Annotated in this window: 19 protein-coding genes and 1 pseudogene; 9 read left to right on the top strand and 11 right to left on the bottom strand. The window is 67.6% G+C overall.

Annotation, left to right across the window (positions count from 1 at the left end; genetic code table 11):
- Positions 1-430: 430 nt before the first annotated feature.
- The 3 genes from lipA to ASE43_RS09565 all read right to left on the bottom strand — a co-directional run bounded on the left by lipA (position 431) and on the right by ASE43_RS09565 (position 2,643).
- Positions 431-1,465, bottom strand: coding sequence for a lipoyl synthase (gene lipA, locus ASE43_RS09575; RefSeq protein WP_056178299.1), 1,035 nt, complete (start codon positions 1,463-1,465; stop codon positions 431-433).
- A gap of 219 nt (positions 1,466-1,684) precedes the next feature.
- Positions 1,685-2,365 (bottom strand): lipoyl(octanoyl) transferase LipB, encoded by a 681-nt coding sequence (gene lipB / locus ASE43_RS09570; protein WP_157489390.1) that lies wholly within the window; start codon positions 2,363-2,365, stop codon positions 1,685-1,687.
- Positions 2,365-2,643, bottom strand: a complete 279-nt coding sequence (locus ASE43_RS09565) for a DUF493 family protein (protein WP_056178294.1) — start codon at positions 2,641-2,643, stop codon at positions 2,365-2,367. The genes lipB and ASE43_RS09565 overlap by 1 nt, the downstream gene beginning before the upstream one ends.
- Before the next feature lie 81 nt (positions 2,644-2,724).
- Here ASE43_RS09565 and ASE43_RS09560 point away from each other — a divergent pair, with 81 nt between their 5' ends.
- The 4 genes from ASE43_RS09560 to ASE43_RS09545 all read left to right on the top strand — a co-directional run bounded on the left by ASE43_RS09560 (position 2,725) and on the right by ASE43_RS09545 (position 5,269).
- The gene (locus ASE43_RS09560) at positions 2,725-2,928 is read left to right on the top strand and encodes a hypothetical protein (protein WP_056178292.1); all 204 of its coding nucleotides are present in this window, start codon (positions 2,725-2,727) and stop codon (positions 2,926-2,928) included.
- Positions 2,929-3,083: 155 nt separating this feature from the next.
- The gene (locus ASE43_RS09555; RefSeq protein WP_057160293.1) at positions 3,084-3,587 is read left to right on the top strand and encodes a hypothetical protein; all 504 of its coding nucleotides are present in this window, start codon (positions 3,084-3,086) and stop codon (positions 3,585-3,587) included.
- Positions 3,588-3,701: 114 nt separating this feature from the next.
- Positions 3,702-4,337: an HAD family hydrolase gene (locus tag ASE43_RS09550; RefSeq protein ID WP_082607208.1), complete on the top strand. Its 636-nt coding sequence runs from the start codon at positions 3,702-3,704 to the stop codon at positions 4,335-4,337.
- Between the two features lie 389 nt (positions 4,338-4,726).
- Positions 4,727-5,269 (top strand): transposase, encoded by a 543-nt coding sequence (locus ASE43_RS09545; RefSeq protein ID WP_057160292.1) that lies wholly within the window; start codon positions 4,727-4,729, stop codon positions 5,267-5,269.
- Positions 5,270-5,361: 92 nt separating this feature from the next.
- Here the strand turns inward: ASE43_RS09545 and ASE43_RS09540 are convergent, their stop codons facing one another.
- The 8 genes and pseudogenes from ASE43_RS09540 to ASE43_RS09505 form a co-directional block, all read right to left on the bottom strand.
- On the bottom strand, positions 5,362-6,594 hold the full coding sequence (locus ASE43_RS09540; protein ID WP_056178286.1) for a D-alanyl-D-alanine carboxypeptidase family protein: 1,233 nt from the start codon (positions 6,592-6,594) through the stop codon (positions 5,362-5,364).
- Positions 6,595-6,806: 212 nt separating this feature from the next.
- Positions 6,807-8,216, bottom strand: coding sequence for a septal ring lytic transglycosylase RlpA family protein (locus tag ASE43_RS09535; protein WP_057160291.1), 1,410 nt, complete (start codon positions 8,214-8,216; stop codon positions 6,807-6,809).
- Positions 8,213-9,376 carry a lytic murein transglycosylase B gene (mltB, locus tag ASE43_RS09530; protein ID WP_057160290.1) on the bottom strand — a complete coding sequence of 388 codons (1,164 nt, stop codon included), beginning with the start codon at positions 9,374-9,376 and terminating at the stop codon, positions 8,213-8,215. Before mltB ends, ASE43_RS09535 begins: the two co-directional genes overlap by 4 nt.
- A gap of 345 nt (positions 9,377-9,721) precedes the next feature.
- A complete protein-coding gene (gene rodA / locus ASE43_RS09525; protein ID WP_057160289.1) occupies positions 9,722-10,837 on the bottom strand; it encodes a rod shape-determining protein RodA in 1,116 nt (371 codons plus the stop codon).
- Positions 10,838-11,256: 419 nt separating this feature from the next.
- Positions 11,257-13,089, bottom strand: a pseudogene (gene mrdA / locus ASE43_RS09520) (penicillin-binding protein 2); the annotation flags it as partial.
- 39 nt (positions 13,090-13,128) lie between these two features.
- Complete coding sequence (gene mreD / locus ASE43_RS09515) at positions 13,129-13,614, bottom strand: rod shape-determining protein MreD (protein ID WP_056178279.1); 486 nt, start codon at positions 13,612-13,614, stop codon at positions 13,129-13,131.
- Positions 13,611-14,660 (bottom strand): rod shape-determining protein MreC, encoded by a 1,050-nt coding sequence (mreC, locus tag ASE43_RS09510; protein WP_235567204.1) that lies wholly within the window; start codon positions 14,658-14,660, stop codon positions 13,611-13,613. Before mreC ends, mreD begins: the two co-directional genes overlap by 4 nt.
- 226 nt (positions 14,661-14,886) lie before the next feature.
- On the bottom strand, positions 14,887-15,933 hold the full coding sequence (locus ASE43_RS09505; RefSeq protein ID WP_055908252.1) for a rod shape-determining protein: 1,047 nt from the start codon (positions 15,931-15,933) through the stop codon (positions 14,887-14,889).
- A gap of 325 nt (positions 15,934-16,258) precedes the next feature.
- Between ASE43_RS09505 and ASE43_RS09500 the strand changes: the two genes are divergently transcribed.
- The 5 genes from ASE43_RS09500 (at position 16,259) to ASE43_RS09480 (ending at position 25,102) form a co-directional block, all read left to right on the top strand.
- Positions 16,259-17,191, top strand: a complete 933-nt coding sequence (locus tag ASE43_RS09500; protein ID WP_056178275.1) for a carbohydrate kinase family protein — start codon at positions 16,259-16,261, stop codon at positions 17,189-17,191.
- 343 nt (positions 17,192-17,534) lie between these two features.
- Positions 17,535-17,891, top strand: a complete 357-nt coding sequence (locus ASE43_RS09495) for a hypothetical protein (protein ID WP_157499804.1) — start codon at positions 17,535-17,537, stop codon at positions 17,889-17,891.
- Between the two features lie 378 nt (positions 17,892-18,269).
- On the top strand, positions 18,270-20,180 hold the full coding sequence (locus ASE43_RS09490) for a DUF11 domain-containing protein (RefSeq protein WP_057160287.1): 1,911 nt from the start codon (positions 18,270-18,272) through the stop codon (positions 20,178-20,180).
- Positions 20,181-20,736: 556 nt separating this feature from the next.
- A complete protein-coding gene (locus tag ASE43_RS09485) occupies positions 20,737-22,581 on the top strand; it encodes a DUF11 domain-containing protein (protein ID WP_057160286.1) in 1,845 nt (614 codons plus the stop codon).
- A gap of 718 nt (positions 22,582-23,299) precedes the next feature.
- A complete protein-coding gene (locus ASE43_RS09480; protein WP_082607207.1) occupies positions 23,300-25,102 on the top strand; it encodes a CshA/CshB family fibrillar adhesin-related protein in 1,803 nt (600 codons plus the stop codon).
- Positions 25,103-25,148 lie beyond the last annotated feature (46 nt).

Below are 25,148 nucleotides of genomic sequence, written 5' to 3'. Positions count from 1 at the left end.
ATCCGGGGGCGGATGGCGTTCAGGTTCGCGGGCAGAAGCGTTAGACGACCGTTACGAGGCCGCGCCGGCGCTCATCGAAATGAACGCAGGACGGGCTGGAATGGGGCTGACGGTCAGCGCGCGGCAGCGTCGTCGGCCAGCACCGCGGCCGCCTCGGCCAGCTCGGCATCGGCCTGCGGCGGCGGCCCCAGGCGCGCCAGTTCGGCGCGGCGCGCGGCCAGGTTCAGCGACACCGGACCGCGCGCGTGCGCGGCCAGGGCCTGCTGACGCTGCTGCCAACGTCGGAAGTCGCCGTCGGCTGCGGCACGCGTTTGGTGCGCCGACAGCAGGTTTTGGCGCGAAGCCGCGGGCGCCGGCCGGTAGCCGGGTATGGCGACGCCCTATCGTCGCCGGCGATCATACCCGGCGCGCCGAGCGCCGGACCGCGCGATCAGGCGGCGGCGAAGCCGGCTTCGATGGCCTGACGGTCGGCGTGGTAGGACGAGCGCACCAACGGGCCGGAGGCGACATGGGTGAAGCCCAGCGCCATGCCGTAGAGCTCGAGTTCCTTGAACTCTTCCGGGGTCCAGTAACGCAGCACCGGGTGGTGGTGCGGAGTCGGCTGCAGGTACTGGCCGATGGTGATCATGTCGACGTCGTGCGCGCGCAGGTCGCGCAGCGTGGCCTGGACCTGCTCCATGGTCTCGCCCAGGCCCAGCATGATGCCGGACTTGGTCGCGACCTCGGGGTGCTGGGCCTTGAACTTCTGCAGCAGGGTCAGCGACCACTGGTAGTCGGCGCCCGGACGCACGTTGCCGTACAGGTCCGGCACGGTCTCGACGTTGTGATTGAACACGTCCGGCGGATTGCTGTTGAGGATCTCCAGCGCGCGCTCCATGCGGCCCTTGCCGCGGAAGTCGGGCGTGAGGATCTCGATCTTGGTGCGCGGGCTTTCGCTGCGCACCGCTTTGATGCAGTCGACGAAGTGCTGGGCGCCGCCGTCGCGCAGGTCGTCGCGGTCGACGCTGGTGATGACCACGTACTTCAGGCCCATGTCGGCGACGGTGCGGGCCAGGTTGGCCGGCTCGCTCGCATCCGGCGGCTTGGGGCGGCCGTGGGCGACGTCGCAGAACGAGCAACGCCGCGTGCAGACCTCGCCCAGGATCATGAAGGTCGCGGTGCCGTGGCTGAAGCACTCGTGGATGTTCGGGCAGCTGGCCTCTTCGCAGACCGTGACCAGGCGGTTCTCGCGCAGCTTGGCCTTGAGCTGGGCGACCGAATTGCCGGAGGGAATGCGCACCCGGATCCAGGACGGCTTGCGCAGCACCGGCGCGTCGACGAACTGCACCGGCGAGCGCTGGATCTTGTCGCCGCCCAACTGCTTGGCGCCCGGGGTCATGGTGGTGGACTGCAGCACCGCCGGCGCGTCGGGCGCGCCACCGCTGACGACCGTGAGCGGGATGGTCTTGGAGGCGGGATCGGTCATGGCGCTGCGTTAACTCTTGTCGTTTAGCCCCCTCTTCCTGGGGGAAGAGGGCTGAGGTGAGGGCAGGCACCGCGACGATCGCGGCGGCTGGCGGATTCGCGCGCCCTCATCCGCCCTTCGGGCACCTTCTCCCGCATGCGGGAGAAGGGAAATCAAGCATTGGTTCCACTAGCGGAACTAATGACGTAAAGCGTGCTCCCGCGAACGGAAGCAGGGAAATCAGAAGCTCAACGGCTCGGCGGTTTCCACCGTCAGGCCGAATTGCCGGGCCAGCTGGTCCACCAGCACCGGCTTGACCGCGTCCAGCCCGGACGGGCCACCCAAGTCTACCACCGAGGTCACCTGCAACCCCTGGTAACCGCAGGGATTGATGCGCTGATACGGCGACAGGTCCATGGCGATATTGAAGGCCAGGCCGTGGAAAGTGCAGCCGCGCCGGACCCGGATGCCCAGGGCCATGACCTTGGCCCCGGCCACGTAGACACCCGGCGCGCCGTCCTTGCGGGCGCCCTCGATGTTCCACTCGGCCAGGGTGTCGATCACCGCCTGCTCGATCCGGTCCACGTACTCGCGCACCCCGACCTTGAGCCGGCGCAGGTCCAGCAGCGGGTACAGCACGATCTGGCCGGGGCCGTGGTAGGTCACCTGGCCGCCGCGGTCGACGTGGATCACCGGGATATCGCCCGGCATCAGCACGTGCTCGTCCTTGCCGGCCTGGCCCAGGGTGAACACCGGGTCGTGCTCGACCAGCCACAGCTCGTCGGGGGTGTCGGCATCGCGGGCGTCGGTGAAGGCCTGCATCGCGCGCCAGACCGGCTCGTAGGGCTGACGGCCCAGGTCGCGCAGCTGCGCCACCGGTGGGCCGCGATCGCCGCCCAGCACCGCCGCCACCGCGTCGATTACAGCGTCCACTTCACTTCCGGATGATCGCGCAGCACCTGATGAGCCAGGTCGTACTGGGCGCGGTCGGCGGCGCGGAAGCTGATCCGCACCGACACGTATTTACCGCTGCTGGAGTGCTTCCACTGGATGGTTTCGGCCTCGACCTCGATGCCGGCGTCCATCAGCAGACGCGGCAGTTCGCGCTCCAGCCCGGCCTCGGCCGTGCCCATGGCGCTGAGCTCGAAGGTGCCGGGGAACTGGAAGCCGTGATCGGGATTGTCGGAATGAATGTCCATGCGCGAATTATGGGTCCGTAGGGGGCCGAACCCAAGCAGGCGTAGGATGCCCTTTGAGGCCGGTTCCGGGAGGCTCGTCGGATGAATACAGCGTCGCTGTGGTGGGGCTTGCTGTTCGGCTCGATAGGCCTGGGCTATTTCATGTACGGCAAGCGCCAGGGCGCCCCGGTGCCGCTGCTGTGCGGGCTGGGCCTGATGGCCTTTCCGTACTTCGTCTCCAACAACTGGGCGATGGTGCTGATCGGGGCGGTACTGGCGGCGATTCCGTATTTCCTGCGGTTCTGACGATCGGGCCAAGCGCCGCATCGCGCACTCGGATACCCAGATTCCCAGCGGCATGGTCATTGCGCTCGCGCCGGCTGCCGGCCGCCGCGCTCCTGTGCTTGCGGCAAGCGCGCATGAGGCTTGTTAGGCTGGCGCCGACCCTTCTGGACCTGCGCATGGACCCGATCGAACAAGCTTATGCCGCCCCACGCAGCGCCATCGTCGTACCGGGCGCGCTGCAGCGGCCCAGCACCGCATGGTGGCTGCTCTTCGCGCTGGTGGCGCTGACGGCGCTGGTGCTGGGATCGCTGGCGCTGCGGCTGGTGCTGACGGGTTCGACCACCTCGCCTTACCGGCTGGTCGCGTTCACGTTTCCGTTGCTGCTGGGCTTGGGCGCGGTGGGCATGTACGGCTATATCCGCGTGCGGCGCATCGGGCCACGCTGGCTATGGATCAGCCATCTGGCGGTGTCATGGCCCCTGATGCTGATCACGGCCGGCTTGCAATTAACGATCCTGGTGGGCCAGGTCAGGGTGGGGGCCGTCTCCGGACTCTGGTCGGCCCTACCGCAACTGGTTTGGATCGTCGGCACGCTATCGCTCGGGTTGCCCTTGTTGGTCGCACTCGGCCGCTACATCTCGCGTTTCCCGCATCTGTGGGCACGCCGACCGATCGATTGACCGTTTCGGCATCGTTGCGGCGCCGGAGGGCCGACCAGGCTGGGTAGCGCGCGCCGCGGTTTGCTAGGCTCGCCTGAACCGCCTGATACGTCGCCCATCGCGGGCGGCTCCTCAATGACGCCTGCCCATCTGCTCGTGTTGGACCTCGACGAAACGCTGCTCCACGCCAGCGCGACCGAGCTCGATCGCGCGGCCGATTTTCGCGCCTGCGGCTATCACATCTACCGTCGTCCACATCTGGCGGAGTTCATCGCCTATGCCCTGGCCCGCTTCGAGGTGGGTGTGTGGACCTCGTCCGGGCGCCGCTACGCCGATGCGATCGTGGCCGAACTGTTCCCGGCCCAGTCGCTGAGCTTCGTCTGGGCCCGCGAACGTTGCTCGATCACGCGCGACTGGACCACCGGCGAATACCTCAGCCGCAAACGCCTGAAGAAGCTCAAGCGCCGCGGCTATCGTCTGGAACGCATCATCGCGCTGGACGACACGCCGACCAAGCATGCGTACAACTACGGCAATCTGATCCGCGTCGAGGAGTACCTGGGTCGCAACGACGGCGACGACGAGTTGCTGTGGCTGATGCGCTACCTAGATCGGCTGTCCCTGGAGCCGAATGTGCGCCGGATCGAGAAGCGACGTTGGCGGGAGCGGCTGCGGCAGGAAATGCCGGGCGGCGACGACTCCGGTCCGCAGCCGCATCGCGACGCTGGGATCGCGATCGCGGCTCACGCCGCTGCTGCAGAAAGCGGCTGAGCGCAGCACGGCAAGCCTCCGGTCCCGCTGCCGTGCGGGCTCAGCCCGATCGCCTTCCCCTACTTCGTCTCCAACACCCGGGCGACGATGCCGATCGGGCCGACGCTGGCGACGATTCCGTACTTTCCGCGGTTCTAGGATCGGACCGAGCACCGGCCGGCCGTAGGATGCGGTGAGCGTAACGAACCGCATCGCGACGCACCCGCGCAAACGACGACGGTACGGGATTCGGTCGCCACCGTGCTCCCTCCGTAGGATGCGGTGAGCGTAGCGAACCGCATCGCACGCAACTCCACCTCAGATTTCCCCCACGATCGATCGCGCACTTTCCCGATACCGCGATCCCGCCGCCACGGCTACCCTGGGCTCACCCACACAGCGCCCCGACCATGACCGGCTACTGTCGACCTCCCGCACCCGGCGCCACGTGGTTCTTCACCGCCAACCTCGCACAACGCGGCGCCAACGCCCTGTTGATCGAGCGAATCGACCTGCTCCGCAAAACCGTCGCGGCGGTCAAGGCACGCCACCCTTTCCGGATCGTGGCCATGGTGGTGCTGCCCGACCATCTACATGCAGTCTGGACCTTGCCGCCCGGCGACTTGGACATCGGCAAGCGCTGGGGCTTGATCAAAGCCGGTTTCGCGCGGCGCCTGCCGCGCGGCGAACCGCGCTCAGCGAGCCGCAATCTACGCGGGGAGCGCGGAATCTCGCAACGACGATTCTGGGATCACCTGATTCGCGACGAGGCCGATCTGGCGGCGCATTGCGACTATGTGCACTACAACCCGGTGAAGCACGGCTTGGTCGCGGCGGCGCGGGATTGGCCGTATTCGAGCTTTCACCGCTGCGTGCGCAATGGAATCTACGCGGACGGCTGGGGCATTGCGCGCGATCTTGGGGTGCGCGCTTTCGGGGAGCAACGCGGGTGATGCGGTTCGCTGCGCTCACCACATCCTACGGTGCGGTAACGAAAAAGCCGGCTTGCGCCGGCCTTTTCGTTACGTTGCGGTGCGCGAGTCGATCACTCCGACTCCCACCACATCCAGAATTCGTCCCACAGGCGCTTGAAGAAGCCGCCCTCTTCGACCGCGCTGAGCGCGACCAGCGGGCGCTGGGCGATGACCTTGCCGTCCAGTACGACCTTGACGGTGCCCACGGCCTGACCCTGCTTGATCGGGGCGACCAGGGTCTTGTTGACGTCCATGCTGGGCTTGAGCTGGGCGTACTTGCCGCGCGGCACGGTCACCAGCAGCGGCTCGGCGACGCCGAGCTGGGCTTCGTCGGCGGTGCCCTTCCAGACCTTCTGCTTGGCGATGGACTTGCCGGCATCGTAGAGGCGGTGGGTTTCGTAGAAGCGGAAGCCCCAGTTCAGCAGCGCCTGGCTGTCGACGGTGCGCTGGTCGTCGGAGGTCGAACCCATCACCACCGAGATCAGGCGCTGGTCGCCGCGCAGGGCCGAGCCCATCAGGCAGTAGCCGGCGCCGGAATGGTGGCCGGTCTTGATGCCGTCGACCGACGGGTCGCGCCACAGCAGGCGGTTGCGGTTGGACTGCAGGATCGGACCGACCTTGAGTTCCTTGATCTTGTTGTACGAGTACGCGACCGGGAAATCGTGGATCAGCGCGCGCCCGAGCAGGGCCAGGTCGCGCGCGCTGGAGTAGTGGTTTTCCTGCGACAGGCCGTGCGGATTCATGAAGTGCGAGTTCTTCATGCCGATGCGCGCGGCGTACTGGTTCATCAGCGCGGCGAAGGCGTCCTCGCTGCCGGCGACGTGCTCGGCCAGGGCGATCGCGGCATCGTTGCCGGACTGCACCACCATGCCCTTTTCCATGTCCACCAGGGGCGCGGTCTTGTTCACCTCGAAGCCCGAGTAGCTGCCGTCTGTGGCCGCGCCGCCCTTGCGCCAGGCGTTCTCGGTCATCATCACCTGGTCGCTGTCCTTGATCTTGCCGCCCTTGAGCTCGGCGGCGATCACGTAGCTGGTCATGACCTTGGTGATGCTGGCCGGCTCGACGCGGGTGTCGATGTTCTCGCCGGCCAGCACGTTGCCGCTGGCCGCGTCCATCAGCACCCAGGCGCTGGCCTTGATCGCCGGCGGCGGCGGCACGGGCAGCGAATCGCTGGCCGGCGGCAGGGCCGCGGCGGGCTTCGGGACGGGCGACTGCGCGAAGACCAGGCCGGCGGTCGTGGTGACCAGGCAGGCCGCGGCGAACGCGGCAAGCGCGGCGGCGCGAGGGGTGAAGCGGGCTTTCATCGTTCAACTACTCCGGGGAGCCGGTCTCGTGCCGGCTTGGGCTGGGAATTCTAGGCTGGAGCCGCGCGTCCGGGGCGCTCCAGTTCGGCGGGGCCGGGCCTGCGCCCTCCCCGTGCGTTCGATGCGGCCGTCCCGGGCCGCGATCGACGGCGGGACGTCCTGCCCCGCGCCACTCCGGACCAGTCCGAAGCGAGGTGTAGCTCCTGGCGCGCTCAGTCGCGCACGCGCTGCGGCTGTCCGAAACCCAGACCGACGATGCGCGCGGCAAGTTCCGGCGCGGCGGCGGCCTGCAGCGGACCCACGCGCAAGCGCCAGACCTTCTGGCCGTTGGCATTGCCGTCGAGCAGACGGGCCTCGTCGATGCCGGCGCTCTTGAGCATGCCCAGCGCGCGGTCGGCGTTGCTGCGCGCGCTGAAACTGGCGACCTGCAAGGTCACGTCTTGGCCGCGCGGCACCTCGTTGCGCTCGATCGCGGCGGCGACCACGGTCGCGGCCTTGTCCGGGCTCGGCGGCGGTGGCGCCTTAGGCGGCGCCGGCAACGCGGCGGCGGCGACCGCCTCGGCCTTCTGGCGCTTTTCCAATGCGCGCCGCTCGGCGCGGCTGAGCTTGCGCGGCGGCGCGTTCTCGATGCGCACGGCCTCGCCGGTGGCGACCCGGACCTGACGCGACTTCATCCAGACCTCGAACTCGTCGGCGGTCATGGTCTTGCCGTTTTGCAGCATGTCGAAGCGGTAGTCGCCGCCCGGCGCGGGCTTGCCCGCGGCCGCGGCCGGCTTGGCGGCCACCGGCGCCGGCTTGCCGGTGGCGATGCGCGTACCCGGCGGCAGTTCGCCGGCGCTGGCGCTGGCGACCGGGATCGCCGACACCAGACGGTCCATCGCGCTGGGCGCGGGCGGTTTGGCGGCGGCGAGCGGCGGCGGATTGTTGGCCGCGCTGGCGTACACCGGCGGCGGCGCTTCGCCCGGATGCAGCGCGCGCACCTCGACCCGGCCGGTGCCGCGCTGGGTGATGCCCAGCTTGACCGCGGCGGCGTAGCTGAGATCGATCACGCGACCGTCGTGGAACGGGCCGCGGTCGTTCACCCGCACCGTCACCGACTTGCCGTTGTCCAGGTTGGTCACGCGCGCGAAGCTGGGCAGCGGCAGCGACTTGTGGGCGGCGGTGAAGGCGTACATGTCGTACACCTCCAGGTTGGAGGTGCGGCGGCCGTGGAATTTCTGGCCGTAGTAGGAGGCGGTGCCGGTCTCGACGTAGTCGTCGTGGTTGTCGAGCACGCGGTAGGTCTTGCCCAGCACGCTGTAGGGCGAGCGGTTGCCGAAGCGCGAGCGCGGCTCGGCCACGATCTCCGGTTCCGGGATCGAATCGACGTCGGGCACGTGGTCCGGCGTGCTGTCGCTCACGCCCGGCGCGTACAGGCCGCCAGCGGTGTAGTTGCCGCGCGTGCGCGGATCTTCCTGTGCCGGGGCGTAAGGCGATTTCTTGCGTCCGCCCGCCGACGGCAGGCCGGCGCGGTGGATGCCGTCGCGGTCGGGCAAGGCGACCGACTGGGAAGCGGGTTTCCTGGGGGCGCTAGCGCAGGCCACCAGGGCCAGGGGCAGGATCGCGGCGATCAGCCGCTTCATGCCGGAGGCTGTCCGTTGCTGTTCGTGGCCAAGGGGTTCTCCCGTCCGGCGATCGCCTCGGACAACTGGTACACCGCCATCGCGTAGTGGGCGGAGATGTTGTAGCGGGTGATCGCATAGAAGTTGCGGAAGCCAAGCCAATACTCCGGCCCGGCGACGCCTTCCAGGTTCAACAGCGTCGCCGTTTCGGTCGGCGCGACCGCGCCCAGCGGACGGTAGCCGCGCACGGCCAGGTCGCTGAGCGGAATGATCGGATCCAGATTCTCGGGCTTGAAGTCCAACGCGTTGGCGTCGCGGTTGGCGCGCACCACGATCGGGCCGCCGCGCACCCAGCCGCCCTTCTTGACGAAGTAGTTGGCGACCGAGGCGAACACGTCGTCGAGATCGGTGAACAGATCCTTCTTGCCGTCGCCGTCGCCGTCGACCGCGTACTGGCGATAGCTGGACGGCATGAACTGGCCCCAGCCCATCGCGCCGGCGTAGCTGCCGGTCAGGGTGGCCACGTCCATCCCGTTTTCCTTGCCCATCGCGAACAACTGGCCCAGCTCGTCGCGGAAGAAGGCCTCGCGGCGGTTCTCGCGTTCGGCCTTGGCCGGATCGCCGGTGCGCGGATACGCGAATGCCAAGGTGTACAGGGCGTCTATCACCGGATAGCTGCCGGTGTTGCCGCCGAAGCTGGTCTCGACGCCGAGGATGGAGACGATGATCTCCGCCGGCACGCCGGTCTGGGCCTCGACCCGCGCCAACTGCTCGCGGTGCTCGGCCAGGAAGGCGCGGCCGCCGTCGATGCGCTTTTGGGTGATGAAGATCGGGCGGTAATCGCGCCAGGGCTTGGCCTCGGCCGGCCGCGACATCGCCGCGACGATGCCGTCGCGGATCTGCGCCTTGGCCAGTACCGACTCGATGTAGGCCGGGTCGATCGAATACTTGGCGGCGGTGTCGCGCACGAACGCGGCGCGGGCCTGCTCGATCGGCATCGGCACCACCGGCGGCGGCAGGTGCGCGAGCGGATCGGGCTTGGCCGCCGGCGGGGCCGGGGCTGGCGCGGGCACCGAGGGCTGGGCGGCGGTCGGGGGCGGCGCCTGGGTGGCGCAGGCCGCCAGAGCGAGCGTGAGCGCGCAAATCGCGGCGCGGCGTACGGTGTTGGGGCGTCGAGTCATCGCCGCGAGGTTAGCACGCGAAAACAGCGGCCAAAACCGTGAATACGTGAAGATCGCGGCCGATAGTCAGGTTTTGTTGCTTAATCGGCGCGAGGACGCGATGGCATTGCTGTCCCTGCTCCCGCCTGCGGCGACCGAAGGGAGTGCAAGGCTGAGAAGGTGCCCGCAGGGCGGATGAGGGCGACGGGTGAGGTTGGCGTTTGTCGCTCGCGTCGGCCCTCACCCCAACCCCTCTCCCGCCAGCGGGAGAGGGGCTAAAGCATGCAGGTCGATGAATTTTGCTGTCCCTTCTCCCGCATGCGGGAGAAGGTGCCCGCAGGGCGGATGAGGGCCGCTCTGCCGGCGCTAGCGCCCGCCATGCACCGGGCGATGCGCGCGCACCGCCATCACCACGCCCAGGCCCGCCAGCAGCGAGACGGCCGAGGTGCCGCCGTAGCTCAGCAGCGGCATCGGCACGCCCACCACCGGCAACAGGCCGGCGATCATGCCGCCGTTGACGATCACGTAGACGAAGAAGGCCAACCCCAGCGCGCCCGCGATCAGGCGCGAATAGCCGTCGCGCGCGTCCGCCGCGATCCACAGGCAGCGCCCGACCACGAACAGGTACAGGCTCAGCACCACCGCCACGCCCAGCCAACCGAACTCTTCGCTGAGCACGGCGAAGATGAAGTCGGTGGTGTGTTCGGGCAGGTAGTTCAGATGCGACTGCGAACCCTGCAGCCAGCCCTTGCCGGTCATGCCGCCGGCGCCGATCGCGATCTTGGACTGGATGATGTTCCAGCCCGTGCCCAATGGATCGGACTCGGGGTTGAGGAAGGTCAGGATGCGGTCCTTCTGGTACGGACGCAGCAGCCAGAACCAGGCCACCGGCGCGATCGCGGCGATGCCGCCGAAGGCCGCGCCGAACCACCACCAGGGCAGCCCGGCCAGATACAGCGCGAACGCGCCGCTGATGCCGACCAGCATCGCGGTGCCGAAGTCGGGTTGGAGCAGGATCAGCAGGGTCGGTACCGCGATCGTCACGCCCGCCACCAGCACCGACATGAACTTCGGCGGCAGCGCCTGGCGGTTGAGGTACCAGGCCACCATCATCGGCAGGCTCAGCTTGAGCAGCTCGGCCGGCTGGAAATAGAAGACCTTGAGGTCGATCCAGTGGCGGCCGTGCTTGCCGGTGCCGATCGCCAGCACCAGCAACAACGGCAGCAGCGAAGCGCCGTAGATCAGCGGCGTCCAGTTGCGCAGCTGCGAGGTCGGCATCCGCGACAGCGCCCACATCGCGACCAGGCCGGCGCCGAAGCGCGAACCCTGCGCCAGCACCATGCGCATGGAATGGTCGCCCGCGCTGTACAGCACCGCCAGGCCGATCGCCATCAGCGCCAACAGGGCGCCCAGCAGCGGCAGATCGACGGTGCGCAGCGCGCGCGCGATCAGATCGAACAGCCAACGCAGGATCACTCTCACCGGCGCGGCTCCGGCGGCGTAGCGCCGTTGCGACCCGGCGGCGTCGCGCCGTTCCGATTCGGTTGGGTCGCACCGTTCTGACGCGACGGCGGCGCGGCGCCATTGGCGGGCACTGCGGCGGCCTGCGCGGCACGCGGCGGCAAGCCCGCGGATGCCGCAGGCGCCGGCGTGAGGGCCGCCCTGCCCCGCTGCGCGCTCACCGTAGGCGCATTCGCATGCCCCTTGGCCGCTTCGGCGGCCAAGGCCTGCGGGCTCAACTCACCCACCGCGAACGCGGGCGACACCGGCGCCGGCGTATTGGCGACCACGCCCTCTTCCGCAGCGGCCGCGGCCAACACCGCCTGCGCGGCCTGCGCGGGGCTCACCGCGACCGGCACGCTCAGCGGCGCAATCGCGTTGTGCTCGGCGGGCTCCGGTTCCGGCATCTTGCCCAGCAGCCAGGCGTCGAAAATCTTGCGCGCGATCGGGCCGGCCGAACTGGCGCCGTAGCCGCCGTGCTCCACCACCACCGCGACCGCGATGGTCGGGTTCTGCGCCGGCGCATAGCCCACGAACAGCGCCTGATGGCGCAGGTGGTAGGGCAGCGAATGCGGGTTCATGCTGACGTTGCCGCGTCGGCTGATCTTCTGCGCGGTACCGGTCTTGCCCGCGCTCTGATACGGCGCGCCGCGCACCAGGCTGGCGCCGGTGCCGCCGGGCAGCATGGTCCCGACCATGCCTTCCTGGACCGCGCGCAAATGCGCGGGGTTGTCGGTGATGCGGCTGGGCGCCGGCTGTTCCACCGCCGTCCACGGCGATTCGTAACCGTCGCGGCGCTCGCGCACCAGGTGCAGGCGGCGCAGATCGCCGCCGTTGGCGATCGCGGCGGTGCCGCGCACCAGCTGCAGCGCGGTCGCCACCCAATAGCCCTGGCCGATGCCCGCGATCACGGTCTCGCCCGGGTACCAGCCTTCCTTGCTGCGCTTGGCCTTCCACGCCGCCGACGGCACCACGCCGCTGTTCTCGCCGGCCAGGTCGATGCCGGTCGGCCCGCCGAAACCGTACTTGCGCATGTACTGCTCGAAACGGGCGATGCCCATCTCGTAGGCGAGCTTGTAGTAGTAATAGTTCACCGACTGCGAGATCGACTTGCGCAGATCGGTCCAGCCGGCGCCGCCGTGAGCGTCGCGGTAACCGCGCTTCTGGCCCGGGATGTGGAACTCGCCGGTCGAGAACACCTTGTCGTCGGCGGTGCGCAGGCCGCTGTCCAGGCCGGCCAGGCCGATCAGGGGCTTCACCGTCGAGCCCGGCGGACCGCCGCCGAGCACGTTGCGGTTGAACATCGGCCGCGAGGGGTTGTCCATCAGCGCGCGGTAGTCGGCGCTGGAGATGCCGTTGACGAACAAATTGGTGTCGTAGCCCGGCAGGCTGACCATGGCCAGGACTTCGCCGGTGCGCGGATCCACCGCCACCGCCGAACCGTCGAAATCGCCGAACGCGGCCACCATCGCGCGTTGCAGGTCCAGGTCGATGCTCAGGCGCAGGTCCGCGCCCGGCTGCGCCGGCACGTGCCCGACCTGGCCCATCGGGCGGCCGTCGACGTTGGTCTCGATCTTTTCGTAGCCGACCTTGCCGCGCAGCGCTTCCTCGTAATAGCGCTCCAGGCCGGTCTTGCCGACGTGGGTGAGAGCGGCGTTGCCCTCGGCCATCGTTTCCAGGTCCTTGGTGTCGATGCGGCCGACGTAGCCGATCACATGCGACAGCACCTCGCCGTAGGGATAGCGCCGGTTGAGGTAGGACACCAGCTCCACGCCGGGGTAGCGCCAGCGGTCGACCGAGAAGCGCGCCGCCTCCTCGTCGCTCACGCGCAGCTTGAGCGTGATCGGCTTGAAGCCGCGGGTGGCCTTGCGCTCGTTCTCGAAGCGCTGGATGTCATCCGGCGACAGCGCGATCAGCTTGGCCAGCGACGGCATCCAGGTCTCGGTCTTGCCGGCCTCGCTGGGCGTCACGTCGATGCGGAACGCCGGCACGTTGTCGGCCAGGATCCGGCCCTTGCGGTCGTAGATCAGCCCGCGCCCCGGCACCACCGGCCGCAGCTTGATGCGGTTGGCATCGGAACGGGTGACGTAGTCGGCGTGCTGCAGCACCTGCAGGCGGTAGTACCAGAAGCCCAGGCCGATCACGCCCAGCAGCACGAACGCGAACGCGACCGCGGCGCGGCGGCGGAACTGGTCCGCCTCGGCCGCGGCGTTCTTCAAGGTCCGCTTCTTCAGCGGGTGCGGGCCGAACCAGCGGCGGCGCGGGCCCACGGCTCAGCGCCTCCGCCAGGTGCCCAGGCGCAGCGCGTCGAGCAGCAGGAAGATCAGCGGCCACAACAGCAGGCCCGACAGCGGCGCCAGCCAGAACGTCGCCGGCAGGGTCGGTTCGCCCAGGGCGACATGGATCGCGGCGGTGACGATGCGGTCGTTGAGCATCAACCCGCCCACCCACAAGGCCTGCTGCCACAGCGGGAAGAAGCGCAGGCGCGCGCGGAAGCGCTGCAGGATGAAGGTCATCACCACCAGGCGCAGCGCCTGCTCGCCGAACAGGCCGCCATAGACCAGATCGCCGAGCAGGCCGATCGCGAAGGCGAAGCCCAGGCCGGCGCGGTCGGGATCCTCGATCACCCAGTAGGCCAGCACCAGCGCCAGCCAGTACGGGCGCAGCGGCTGCAGCGCCAGCGGCAGCGGCAGCAACCCCAGCAGCAGCGCGACGATCAGGCTGACCGGCAGCACCCAGTGTTGGCGGGTGCGGGTCATCGGCGCGGCTCGCTGGGCGGGGTGGCGGCAGGCGTGCGATTCGCGGGCGCGGTGGTAGCCGGTGCGCGATTCGGGCCGGCGGGCGCCGACGATGCCGGCGCGGTCGTGGCGGGCGCGGTAGCGGGCGGGCTCCCAACCGGCGCGGCATTGGCCGGCGCCGAAGCGCCAGCGCCCGTCGTCGTGCCTGCGGCGGTCGTACCCGTCGCCGCGGGCGCAGCATCCGGCGCGGCCGCGCTATCGAATTCCTCCGCGTTCACCGGCGGCGGCATCGACAGCAGCACCAGCACTTCGCGGCCGCGGTCCAGCTTGGCCGCCGGCTTGACGTCGCCGATCAGGAAGGCGCGGCTGTCGTCGGGGCGCAGCGCGGCGATGGTGCCGACCGGGAAGCCCGGCGGGAAACGCCCGCCCAGGCCCGAGGTCACCAGTTGGTCGCCGACCTTGACGTCGCTGGACAGCGGCACGCTGGCCAGGCGCAGGATGTCGCTGCGGCCGTCGCCGTAGACCACCAGGCGCACGCCGTTGCGCGCCACCGCCACCGGCACCGCATGCGAGGGGTCGGTGATCAGCAGCACGTTGGCGTGCATGGGATTGACGCCGATGATCTGGCCGAGCAAACCGCCGGCATCGATCACGCTCTGGCCGGTGCGCACGCGGTCGCGGCTGCCGGCGTCCAGCACCAGGCGCTGGCGGGTGGGGTCCAAGTCGATGTCGAGGATGGGCGCCAGCACCACGTCCAGGTTGCCGCGCTCGGCCGCTTCCAGCAGGCCGCGCAGGCGGGTGTTGTCGGCCACCAGGGTCTGCAGCCGCGCCATGCGCGCCTGGTTCACCAGCAATTCGTTGCGCAGGCGGCGGTTGTCTTCGGTGAGTTGGCTCAGGGTGCCGGCATCGTCGTGGATGCGTTCGGCCACGCGCCCGGGCCAGCCGGCCACGGCCCACAGCGGCGCCACCATCACCCCGGCCTGGCGGCGCGCCTGGGTCAACCAGCCGCCTCGGTGGTCCAGCACGATCAACACCACGGCCAGCGCCAGATAGGCGAGCAGGCGCAAGGTCCCTGCGACATCACCAATGCGGGCGGTGGTGGGAGGACCGGCGTAAGAGGGCATTGAGGCCGGGAATCGGGAATAGGGAATAGGGGATCGGAAAAGCGCGACGGAGCGATCTGGCGCCGTCGCCATCGTCCAAAGGGCTACTCAACCATCGAGCCGTCGATCGAGAACCGAGCCGACGGGAGCCGCTGTGCGATTCCCGAGTCCCGATTCCCGATTCCCGGCCTTACTCGGGAGCGAAGAACTCGTTGCCGTGCATGTCGACCAGCTCCAGCGCGCGGCCGCCGCCACGGGCGACGCAGGTCAGCGGATCGTCGGCCACCTGCACGTGCAGGCCGGTCTCCTCGCTGATCAGGCGGTCCAGGTCGCGCAGCAGGGCGCCGCCGCCGGTGAGCACGATGCCGCGCTCGGCGACGTCGGCGCACAGTTCCGGCGGGGTCTGCTCCAGCGCCAGCTTGATCGCCGAGACGATCCCGGCCAGCGGCTCGCGCAGCGCTTCCAGCACTTCGTTGGAATTGATCAGGATCATCTTCGGCACGCCCTCGGCGAGGTTGCGGCCGGAGACTTCGATCGTGGCCGCCTTCTGCTGCGGGTAGGCGCAACCGATCTCGAGCTTGATGCGCTCGGCGGTGGCTTCGCCGATCAGGGTGCCGTAGGTACGACGCACGTAATTGATGATGGACTCGTCGAAACGGTCGCCGCCGATCCGCACCGAGGCCGAATAGACGATGCCGTTGAGCGCGATCACCGCGACTTCGGTGGTGCCGCCGCCGACGTCGACCACCATCGAGCCGCGCGCCTCGGTCACCGGCATGCCGGCGCCGATCGCCGCGGCCATCGGTTCCTCGATCAGGTAGACCTCGCGCGCACCGGCCTCTTCGGCCGATTCCTTGATCGCGCGGCGCTCGACCTGGGTGGAGCCGCAGGGCACGCACACCAGCACGCGCGGGCTCGGACGCAGGAAGCGCGACTTGTGCACCTTGCGGATGAAGTGCTTGAGCATCTCTTCGGTGTAGGTGAAGTCGGCGATCACGCCGTCCTTCATCGGACGGATCGTGGTGATGTGGCCCGGGGTACGGCCCAGCATCTGCTTGGCCTCGCCGCCGACCGCCGCCACCGTACGGTTGCCGCCGATCAGACGGTCCTGGCGCACCGCGACCACCGAAGGCTCGTTCAGGACTATCCCTTGTCCACGCACATAAATGAGGGTGTTGGCCGTGCCCAGGTCGATGGACAGGTCATTGGAGAACATGCCGCGAAACTTCTTGAACATCGGGGGATAGGCCGTCAAAAGGGAGGCAAGAAGAGGTTCGCTAGCCTAACGCCCGCCCCCCCTGCGAGCAAGGAAAAACAACGCTTTCCGACGCTTTTCGCCGTTAAGGGTCATCTGCCGGGGCGGTCCCGGTGCGGGGTCGGTCCGAGCCTGAATAGGGGCCCCTCGCCGGGACCGGGCCGAATCCTGATTGCCGTCACAAACTGGCCGGACGGCCCCGCAGCGGCTACCCTACGCCGCCGGGCGGCAAAGGGCCGCCGTTTTTATGGCCGCTCCGCGCCCACCGGCGCTGCACCGAGCGGCTCTCAACATTGGGGTTTCAGCGATGTCTGCACTGATCTGCGGTTCTCTGGCTTACGACACCATCATGGTGTTTCCCGACCAGTTCAAGAACCACATCCTGCCGGACAAGGTCCACATCTTGAATGTGTCCTTCCTGGTTCCGCGCATGCGTCGCGAGTTCGGCGGCTGCGCCGGCAACATCGCCTACAACCTCAAGCTGCTCGGCGGCGATCCGATTCCGATGGCCACCGTCGGCCAGGATTTCGGCCCCTACCGCGAGTGGTTCGAAGAGCAGAACATCCGCCTCGACCAGGTCAAGGTGATCGACGAGCTGTTCACGCCGCAGGCCTTCATCACCACCGACCACGACAACAACCAGATCACCGCCTTCCATCCGGGCGCGATGATGCGCTCGTACGAGAACCACGTGCGCGACGTCGCCGGCGTCAGCTTCGGCATCGTCAGCCCCGACGGCCGCGAAGGCATGCTGCAGAACGCCACCGAGTTCGCCGAAGCCAACATTCCCTTCATCTTCGATCCGGGCCAGGCCATGCCGCTGTTCAACGGCGAAGAGCTGCGCCACTTCATCGAACAGGCCGACTACGTCACCGTCAACGATTACGAATCCAACCTGCTGCAGGAACGCACCGGCTGGAGCGAGAAGCAGATCGTCGAACGCGTCAAGGCCTACATCACCACGCGCGGCCCGCACGGCTCGCTGATCCACACCGCCGAGAAGACCTACGACATCCCGCCGGCGCACGAGCGCCGCGTGACCGATCCCACCGGCTGCGGCGACGCCTTCCGCGCCGGCCTGATCTTCGGCATCGAGAAGGGCTACGACTGGCTGACCATCGGCCGCATGGGCAACCTGATGGGCGCGCTCAAGGTCGAGCACCCGGGCACCCAGAACCAGCGTTTCGACTACGACGAATTCGCCGAGCAGTTCCGCCAGCAGTTCGGCTACGCGCTGTAACACCGCGCGACATCGCGCGCGCACCACGCGCGCGCCAGGGCTCGCATCGCCTCCGCAACAGCGGGGAGCGCTGCGGGCCCTTTCGTTTGTGCGCGTACAAAGCCGCTTCGGTGCAGGGCGCGTACCGCGGCGAGCCACGCGGTGCCCGCCCACGCCCGCGCTGTCCTGTCCCCGCGGCGAACTGCGATCTCCAAACAGTGCATCGGCGCAATAAGGCCGGTCAGCGGCGCAAGCCGACAGGCGCCCGCCACCTCAAAGCGGTGTGGCGACGCACCATTGGATGCATGCGATGCACCAGGCAGGGACCGCCATCACTTCCAGAGCAGCAGGGCGCGAGGGCGGTATGAGTTCCAGTTACAAAGGCGGCGCGTCTCAGGCGCCGTGGTGGCGCGCAGCGCGCGGCAATGCCTTCGTCCAGTGGCGGCTGCGGCAATGCCGGCGGCGGACATGGTCCAGCTTGCTCGCCGTGCTCCTGCTCGCCGGCGCGGTTGCGCTGCCGGCGGCGGCGCATCAGCGCACGACCCTCAACGGCAATGTCATCCACTGGCAGAACAGCGCCAACGCGACGCTCTCGACGGACTGCAGCACCGGCGCTAACGACGTAGCGCAGAACGTCTACGGGTACGCGTACTCGCATCCGAAGCAGTTAAACGAAGCGCGTCGCGTCACCTCTCGCAACCCGCAACCTGCCTTGGGTTAGCAATCATCCACGATCGCTAGCGCCGCTCCGGAATTTTGCAGAACCCAGGGGCCCTTATTGTTGTCACGCGCTCTGCGATACAGACGCTTAGGCATGATCTAAAGGCACAAAAATATGTGCGGAACTGACCCATGTTTGCGACTAAGAAGTGCCTTGATGTGTCCTATTTTATCGCGGCTGCGCGAACTACCCTATGAAGCTTGCGTGCATGCCCCAGAAGAACGTCCAGATGGCGCGCGCCGCGCTCCGGACCCGCCTGGATCGGCCGCCCTCGCCACGCTGGGCCGACGCATCGCGCGGCGATCCGTGAGCGCCGAATCGAGCATCTAGGCAGGGCGACCGCGCGTCCGACGAGTTGAGCGACCATCAGGGGGCATCATGTTCGGCAATAGTTTCTGGAGTTTCGTATTCGAAGGGCCTTGTGCGACGGCCGCCGGCGCGCGCGAACGCGAAACGGCACGCTCGCCGAGTGACATCCACGCGCAGGCTTCGACCGGCCGTATCGCCGATGACTGCCTGGATCTACCTGTGCGCAACACATCGCGTAGCAGCGGCGTTCGCAAACGTATCTGGTTGGCCTGCCTGTGCTCGGCCGGCCTGCTACTGTCCGGCCAAGCCAGCGCGCAAACCTGCACTGCCTTGACGCCGGTAATCGCCCCCACCCTGCCCAGCGGCGTGGCGGCTCCCTGGAGCGAGACCATCGTGGCCGGAACGGGCTGGGGAAATGCCGGCGGCGGCGGCGTGACCCATACCGAGAATTTCGGCGGCAACGCCGGCAGCCTGAATGTGTTCAATTCCATGCAGCAAACCGTGGCCGGCGGCGTGACCGGTGGCAGCGATATCGTTTTTTCGGTGTCCTGGGCCAACGCCAGCGGCTCCAACGGGGTCAATGGCAATCAGGCCCGATTGGAAGTGCGCTACAACAACGTGGTCTATGCAACCTTCAACACATCGACGTATCGAGCGGCGGGCCCCCTCGCCCCGCCGGCGCCGTTCGCGAGCAACGGCGCCGTGCTGACCCTCGTTTCCGGCGACTGGAACGTTTCGGGTTTGCCCAGCATGAAGGTCTACCGGATCACCCTTCCCGCGGGCGTTGCGTCCGGCGCGGTATTGCAATTCCGCACCAGCCGCACGCAAAACGGCACCTCCGACGGCGCCACCGACGACTTCACCGTTCGCCTAGCCAATATCGAGACGCCCACGGTATGCCTGGTCAAGCAGACCAACCGCCAGGAGAGCGCCAAGGGATTCGTCTACACCACGGTAAATCTCGACGCCGACTTGATAACCGCGGGTACACAGGGCAATCCAACCGTCGTTACCTTGGCAGCCAATACGCCATCGACTTTCGACTCATGGGCCGACAATGGAACGGTCACGGCTTCGCTCGGTATACAACCGATGGTGGTGGCCAATCGGTTCCTGGATACCGGAATCACCGAAAGCGCATTCGGCGTGTACAGGGTCACCGCCATCAATTGCACGGGCTGGGCCATTGCGCCGACATATGACGTGGCAACGGGTGCCGTGCTCCTGCCGGCCAACAGCGTCATACCAGCCAGCCCGGTGACCTGCACCTACACCAACAGCCGGCCGCGCGTTCGACTGCAAAAGCAATTGCCGAACGGACGTATTGCCCCCGCCGACCAATTCTCGCTCAGCGTCGCGGGAACGGAGACCGCGATCGCGGCGACCAGGACGGCCAGCACCACAGGCAGCGGCAGCACGGCCAACGGCACCGCCGATTTCGCCAATGCCGATACGGCTACCAACTACACCTTGTCCGAAGCCATGGCGGCGGGCAGCGCCAGCACGATAGGCGCTTACACCACCAGCTACAGCTGCACCAACGCCACCGCCGGCACCGGTACCGTTATGCCCAGCGGCAACGGCAGCAGTTTCAGCTTGTCCAACTTGGCCGCGCTGGACGACATCACCTGCGTCTTCAGCAACCAAACCAGCTCCGCCGACCTGAGCATCACCAAGACCAACACACCGGGCGTGAACGGAGAAGTGGACCAGGCCAACGACAGCGTCACTGCGGGCGGGACGACCGGCTATACCCTGCGCGTTACCAATAGCGGCCCTACGTCTATCACCGGCGCGGTGGTCCGGGATACGCCCGGAACCGGCATCACCTGCCCCGGCGGCAACGCGGTCACGATTACCGGCGACGGCGTGCCAGTAGGCACCTTCACGATCGCCGACCTGACCGGGACCGGCATTACCCTCGGCAGGCTCACGACCGGGCAAACCACGGTGCTGAGCTTCAGCTGCAACGTGCAATAAGCGATCGCTACGGACAAGACGGAGAGGGCGCAGGCGACTGCGCCCTCTTCGTTTGTGGCCACCATCAGAGCGGGCCCTTGGCACCGTTTCCGTGAAACTCGTCTGTAGCGGGCCGGTCGCGGCACCGCCTATGGCGCGTCGCCCGCGTCGCTCAGGTGGCAGCGGTGATCACCACGCGCTCGCGAGGTCAGAAGCTGCGCATGGTGCGGTCCGCCATGGCCCACCCCGCGTATCGATGATGAGGCCGCGCTCCAAGCCCGCGCCTGATGGCGACCTGGGCATGTCCTGTCTCCCTACCGTTGCACGAATTCGGTAGTGGGGCCGCTGACCCCGCGATCTCGAACAGCCGCTGCACGACGGATGCCGGTCCGGTTCGCGTCTCCGTTCAAGCGCCCGTACCAACAATCCCTTCAAGAATCCCTTACGGAGCCGCATGGACACGAATCGCGTCGCGCGTGAAACCCGTACATCGCTCCGGCACGTACGCGCAATCGCCATCCGCAGTCGATCGCCGCAACGGTCACGTAGACGGGCATCCCTCTGGGCGCTCCCGCTGATGGCGGTCTGCATCCTGCTGGTAGCGCCTGCGCACGCGCAAACCCTCGTCTATGAAGAGACGTTCGACAGCGGCAATGGGTCGATGGCGACGCCGCGGCTGGTCAATACCTATGTCGGGCCCGCGCCCAACAGCATCACCTATACGGCCGATGCTTCCTGGCTGACCGCTTGCAACGGCTGGGTGGCCGGATGGAATTCGCCTGTGGCGGCGGCAGTGCCGATCAGCGCGGCGCACTGCCAAAACCAGACCAACTGGAACTATGGCATGTCCATAGCGCAGGCGCTGGGTATGTACCGGGGGCAGACCGCAGCGGTTGCGCGCAACAATTTGGCGGTCACGGCCTATACAGCCGTTAATCCAATCAACGGCACCGTGATCCTGCGCAATACGGTGCCGATCCCGTTCCCGGCTGTCCCGCCCGGCGGCAGCGGTCGTTTTGCCACGCTGCGCCTCACCGGTGCAGCCGTCAATTGCTTCGCCAACGCCCCGATCATGCAATTCCAGTATGTCAACGGCCTCAGCGAAACCGCGCTAGGCGCCTTCAACCTGTGCACCGACGGACAAAATCCGCAGACGATCATCACCGAGGCGCGGGGTGTGGCGCCGGCTCAATCCGCTCGTGTGGCGGACTATCTCCCCAATGGGGCCGGCGCCAACATATTGGTCGCCGGCACCTCCATGACCTTCAGCGTCCGTAATTTTCAGCCATCAGGCATAGGCAACGACTGGGCGTTCGACAATTTCACCGTGCTCGATGTCAGCCCGACGTTGAGCAAGTCGGTGTCCGGTGTTCGCTATGTCGGCGTGGCGATGCCGCTGACCTTCACCATCACCAATACCACCGGGGACAATCAGGCCAAGATCGGCTGGGGCTTTACCGACACCCTGCCTGCGGGTGTCACGGTCGCAGCGACGCCGGGTGTAACGAATACATGCGGCGGCACGGTGACGGCCACCGCGGGCGCGGGGACGATTTCGATCGCCAATGGCACGCTTGCTGCAGGAACAGCGGGCGGCACCGCCACCACCTGTACGCTCACGGTCAATGTGGTCAGCAATACCGCCGGCGTCTACAACAATGTGGTCAACAACGGTGACGCCACCGCGGACAACATCTCAAGCTCGACCGGCCTCAACCTGGCGCTGCAGACCGTTGCGATGGAATGGGTGGTCAACCGGCTGACGATTACCAAAATTTCTGTTGGCAACACCGCCAGCTTCGATTTCAGCGGCAACAACGGCATCGCCAACCACTCGATCACGACGACGGCCGCAGGCGCGCCAGGGACGGCGGGAGCGCAGCAGACGCTGACCGTCGCCAGCACGACGGCGAACACCACGATTACCGAAACCCTGCCGGCCGGATGGGTGCTGACCAGCGTCGACTGCACCGGGCTGGCGGCTGGACAGAGTGCTTCGTCGGCGGGTGCCGTTGTCACTATTCCCTTTGCCGGTCTGGCGCTGCAATCCGGCGGCCGCGTCGTGCAATGCACGATCACCAATACCCCGCCTCAGGCCGACCTGAGCATCACCAAGACCAACACGCCGGGCTTGAACGGAGAAGTCGATCAATCGACCGATACGCTGACCTCGGGCGCCAGCACCACCTATACGCTGCGGGTCACCAACAACGGCCCCACCACCATCACCGGTGCGGTGGTCCGCGACGCACCCGGTGCGGGCATTACCTGCCCGGCCGGCAATGCGGTGACGATTACCGGTGCTGGCACGCCGGCAGGCGGGCCGTTCACCATCTCCAATCTGACCGGGGCAGGCATCACGCTGACTGCATTGGCAAGCGGCCAGACGGCCATCCTCAGCTTCGTTTGCAACGTGCAATAGGCGACCGATCGAGATCAGGCCCGCATCGCCGCCGGAATTTCCGGACGGCGTTGCGGGCCGCTTCGTTTGTGGCGCGCGCTCAGCGATACAGGCTTGTGGACCAAGACTGACAGGCATCGATTTCTCTACGACTGCGCAAGCTGCTTTTGAAGCCACACCCTACGACGGTGGGTGGCTTTTGAAGGGTCTGTATCCCCCTGGATCCGCTTCTGCTGAGCCTCCGCGGCGCGATCGTCGCTGCGCCTGTCGCACAGCGGCGGCGTGTCCGCATCACTCGTAGGGTGCGGCGATAACCGCGCCGTCGCGAGGGTCGGAGCGGCGCAGCGGTGCGGCTCGCTCACCACATCCTGGGCGCATGACCTTTGAAGGGCCTGCCTTACCCCGGCACCGCGCTTGCTGAGCCCCTAGCGACGCCCCCCACTCCATATCGTCAGCCCGGGCTTCGGCCCTGCTGGCTAAACGTGTGCCCGTCCGCAGGCGCTAGGCACGTCGAATTTTGACCACAGACACCCTAAATCAATCAATAAAGCGTCTAAATGACGTCCTATTTCCCCGTCGAGCGGAGATTTATCCGGTTGCAGAGGGCTAGAGGCCGGGTTTTCGCCCCCCCTTCCGCACTGCCATAGCGGCCGCATGGGGACATGCGTGCCGTTCACGAGGGCAGGGCGGGAGCGTAGCGACCCGGTTTCCGGCGCCACCGACGTAAAGGGGGACCACCATGTTCGACCAGGGATGCTGGAGCTTCGTACTCGAAAGCCGCCTCGCAGCGGCCGTTGACGCCTGCTGGCGAGGCGTGGCGCGCCCGCCGCTTGGAGCCGCCCATTCGGGGGCCATGGCCGGGAATAAGCTCCATGCCCACCGTCCGGCAATCGCCGCGTTATGGCTGCTGGCGGCCATCGCATTCCTGCCATCCCCTGCAAAGGCGCAGTTCGCGACCGGAGGGGCGGGGGTTTACCGCAACCAGATCGTCTGGTTCAGCTGGGGCATCGATGGCGGGGCGATCCCGCAAGCGGGCGGATCCGTTACCAATTCCACGGCCATAGGCGGGCAGTTCCTGCGCACGACCTGCACGATCAGCGCAATCGGCGGCAACAAGGCGGACCCCGATCTGATCGCTTACCGTCCCGGCAACTGGACGGGCGATATTTTTGACGACATGTACTTCACTGGATTAGGCGCGGGAACCTTGAACACCCTGGTGGTCGGCCTGGCCAACCGGACCAACGGCGGCGGGCCCTCGGGTGTCACCACGGTTAACGGTCTGGTGTCGTGTTCGGCCACCTTTGGCCCGACCAACAGCGCGGCCGATCCGGCCTACCCGCTCGGCGGTTTGGTCATCGCGGATGCGGAACAGTCGTCCGGTGCCCAGGGCGAGAACATCTCGATGCAGGGCACCCCGGGTACGACTTGGCGCTTGATCGAACGTGCCTCGACCTGCGGCGAGTTCGGGGCGACCACCACGCATGTTCCTGCCTCCAGTCTGCTGGCATTTAATGGCGCCGCGGGATCAGGTTGCTCCGGCGTAGGTGCGGCGGGCCCGGCCGGCATCGCCTTTCTCGACGGCGGCACAGTGGTGAGCTTTGCCATGGTGGGAGGCGGCCGTTCGGCGCTCGCGCTGGGCGTGATGGTGTACGTCGCCGACCTCGGCGATGCGCCTGCCTCATATGGGCAGGCTCTGCACTTGCCGCGGTTCCAGTTTACGGGCGGCGTGCCGACGGCTGGTGTGGCGGGTCTGTTCAGTTACCCGCTTGCGCAGTTCAATTTCCCGAGTTTGCGCTTGGGGCCGTTCGTCGATACCGAGTTGGTGAACCAGTCGAACGCCGGCGCGACCGGGGACGATATCGCCTTGCTCGACGACGAGGACAGCGTCATCCCACCGGCCAGCATCACCTTGGTTCCGGCGAGCAGCTATACGCTGAACAATGTCCAGTGCGCGGGCACGGGCACGGTCTACGGTTACATCGATTTCAATCGCGACGGCGATTTCGCCGATAGCGACGAACGTTCCGCGGCCGCCACTTGCCCCGGAACCGGCCCGATCGCCGTGACCTGGACCATGCCCGCGGCAAGCGGCCTGTCCAGGGGCGCCAGCTACTTGCGCCTGCGTATCGCCTCGAGCGCGACCGAAGCCGGTGCGCCGACCGGCAACGCCGTCGACGGCGAAGTAGAGGATTACGCCATCGCCCTGGCGGAAGTGGCCGACCTGTCCGTAACGAAGACCAACACGCCCGGTCTTAATAACGAAGTGGATCAAGCGACCGATACCCTGCAAAGCGGCACGGCCACCACCTACACACTGCGTGCCACCAATAGCGGGCCCAGCACGATCACCGGCGCCGTCGTTCGGGATACGCCCGGCGCGGGCATTACCTGCCCCGCCGGCAATACCGTGACCATCAGCGGCGACGGCGTCCCATTGGGCGGTCCGTTCACGGTCGCCAACCTGACCGCGGGCATCTCGCTGGGCGCCTTGGCCGCTGGACAGACCGCCGTTCTGAGTTTCACCTGCAACGTGCAGTAAGCGCGATACGCATCGCTGGCCGCTTCATGGCGCAGCGATGCGTATG

The organism is Lysobacter sp. Root983, from assembly GCF_001429345.1.
Lineage (GTDB): Bacteria > Pseudomonadota > Gammaproteobacteria > Xanthomonadales > Xanthomonadaceae > Lysobacter.
The sequence above is the reverse complement of the archived record's forward strand: the minus strand, read 5'-3'. Positions and strand labels throughout refer to the sequence as shown.

Coding starts and splice junctions, on each gene's coding strand:
- ASE43_RS09550 (WP_082607208.1), top strand. CDS start 3,702: ATGACGCCTGCCCATCTGCTCGTGTTGGACCTCGACGAAACGCTGCTC.
- mreD (WP_056178279.1), bottom strand. CDS start 13,614: ATGACCCGCACCCGCCAACACTGGGTGCTGCCGGTCAGCCTGATCGTC.
- ASE43_RS09555 (WP_057160293.1), top strand. CDS start 3,084: ATGGACCCGATCGAACAAGCTTATGCCGCCCCACGCAGCGCCATCGTC.
- ASE43_RS09560 (WP_056178292.1), top strand. CDS start 2,725: ATGAATACAGCGTCGCTGTGGTGGGGCTTGCTGTTCGGCTCGATAGGC.
- ASE43_RS09565 (WP_056178294.1), bottom strand. CDS start 2,643: ATGGACATTCATTCCGACAATCCCGATCACGGCTTCCAGTTCCCCGGC.
- ASE43_RS09500 (WP_056178275.1), top strand. CDS start 16,259: ATGTCTGCACTGATCTGCGGTTCTCTGGCTTACGACACCATCATGGTG.
- ASE43_RS09505 (WP_055908252.1), bottom strand. CDS start 15,933: ATGTTCAAGAAGTTTCGCGGCATGTTCTCCAATGACCTGTCCATCGAC.
- ASE43_RS09535 (WP_057160291.1), bottom strand. CDS start 8,216: ATGAAGCGGCTGATCGCCGCGATCCTGCCCCTGGCCCTGGTGGCCTGC.
- ASE43_RS09485 (WP_057160286.1), top strand. CDS start 20,737: ATGGCGGTCTGCATCCTGCTGGTAGCGCCTGCGCACGCGCAAACCCTC.
- lipA (WP_056178299.1), bottom strand. CDS start 1,465: ATGACCGATCCCGCCTCCAAGACCATCCCGCTCACGGTCGTCAGCGGT.
- ASE43_RS09540 (WP_056178286.1), bottom strand. CDS start 6,594: ATGAAAGCCCGCTTCACCCCTCGCGCCGCCGCGCTTGCCGCGTTCGCC.
- ASE43_RS09545 (WP_057160292.1), top strand. CDS start 4,727: ATGACCGGCTACTGTCGACCTCCCGCACCCGGCGCCACGTGGTTCTTC.
- mltB (WP_057160290.1), bottom strand. CDS start 9,376: ATGACTCGACGCCCCAACACCGTACGCCGCGCCGCGATTTGCGCGCTC.
- ASE43_RS09480 (WP_082607207.1), top strand. CDS start 23,300: ATGTTCGACCAGGGATGCTGGAGCTTCGTACTCGAAAGCCGCCTCGCA.
- ASE43_RS09495 (WP_157499804.1), top strand. CDS start 17,535: ATGAGTTCCAGTTACAAAGGCGGCGCGTCTCAGGCGCCGTGGTGGCGC.
- ASE43_RS09490 (WP_057160287.1), top strand. CDS start 18,270: ATGTTCGGCAATAGTTTCTGGAGTTTCGTATTCGAAGGGCCTTGTGCG.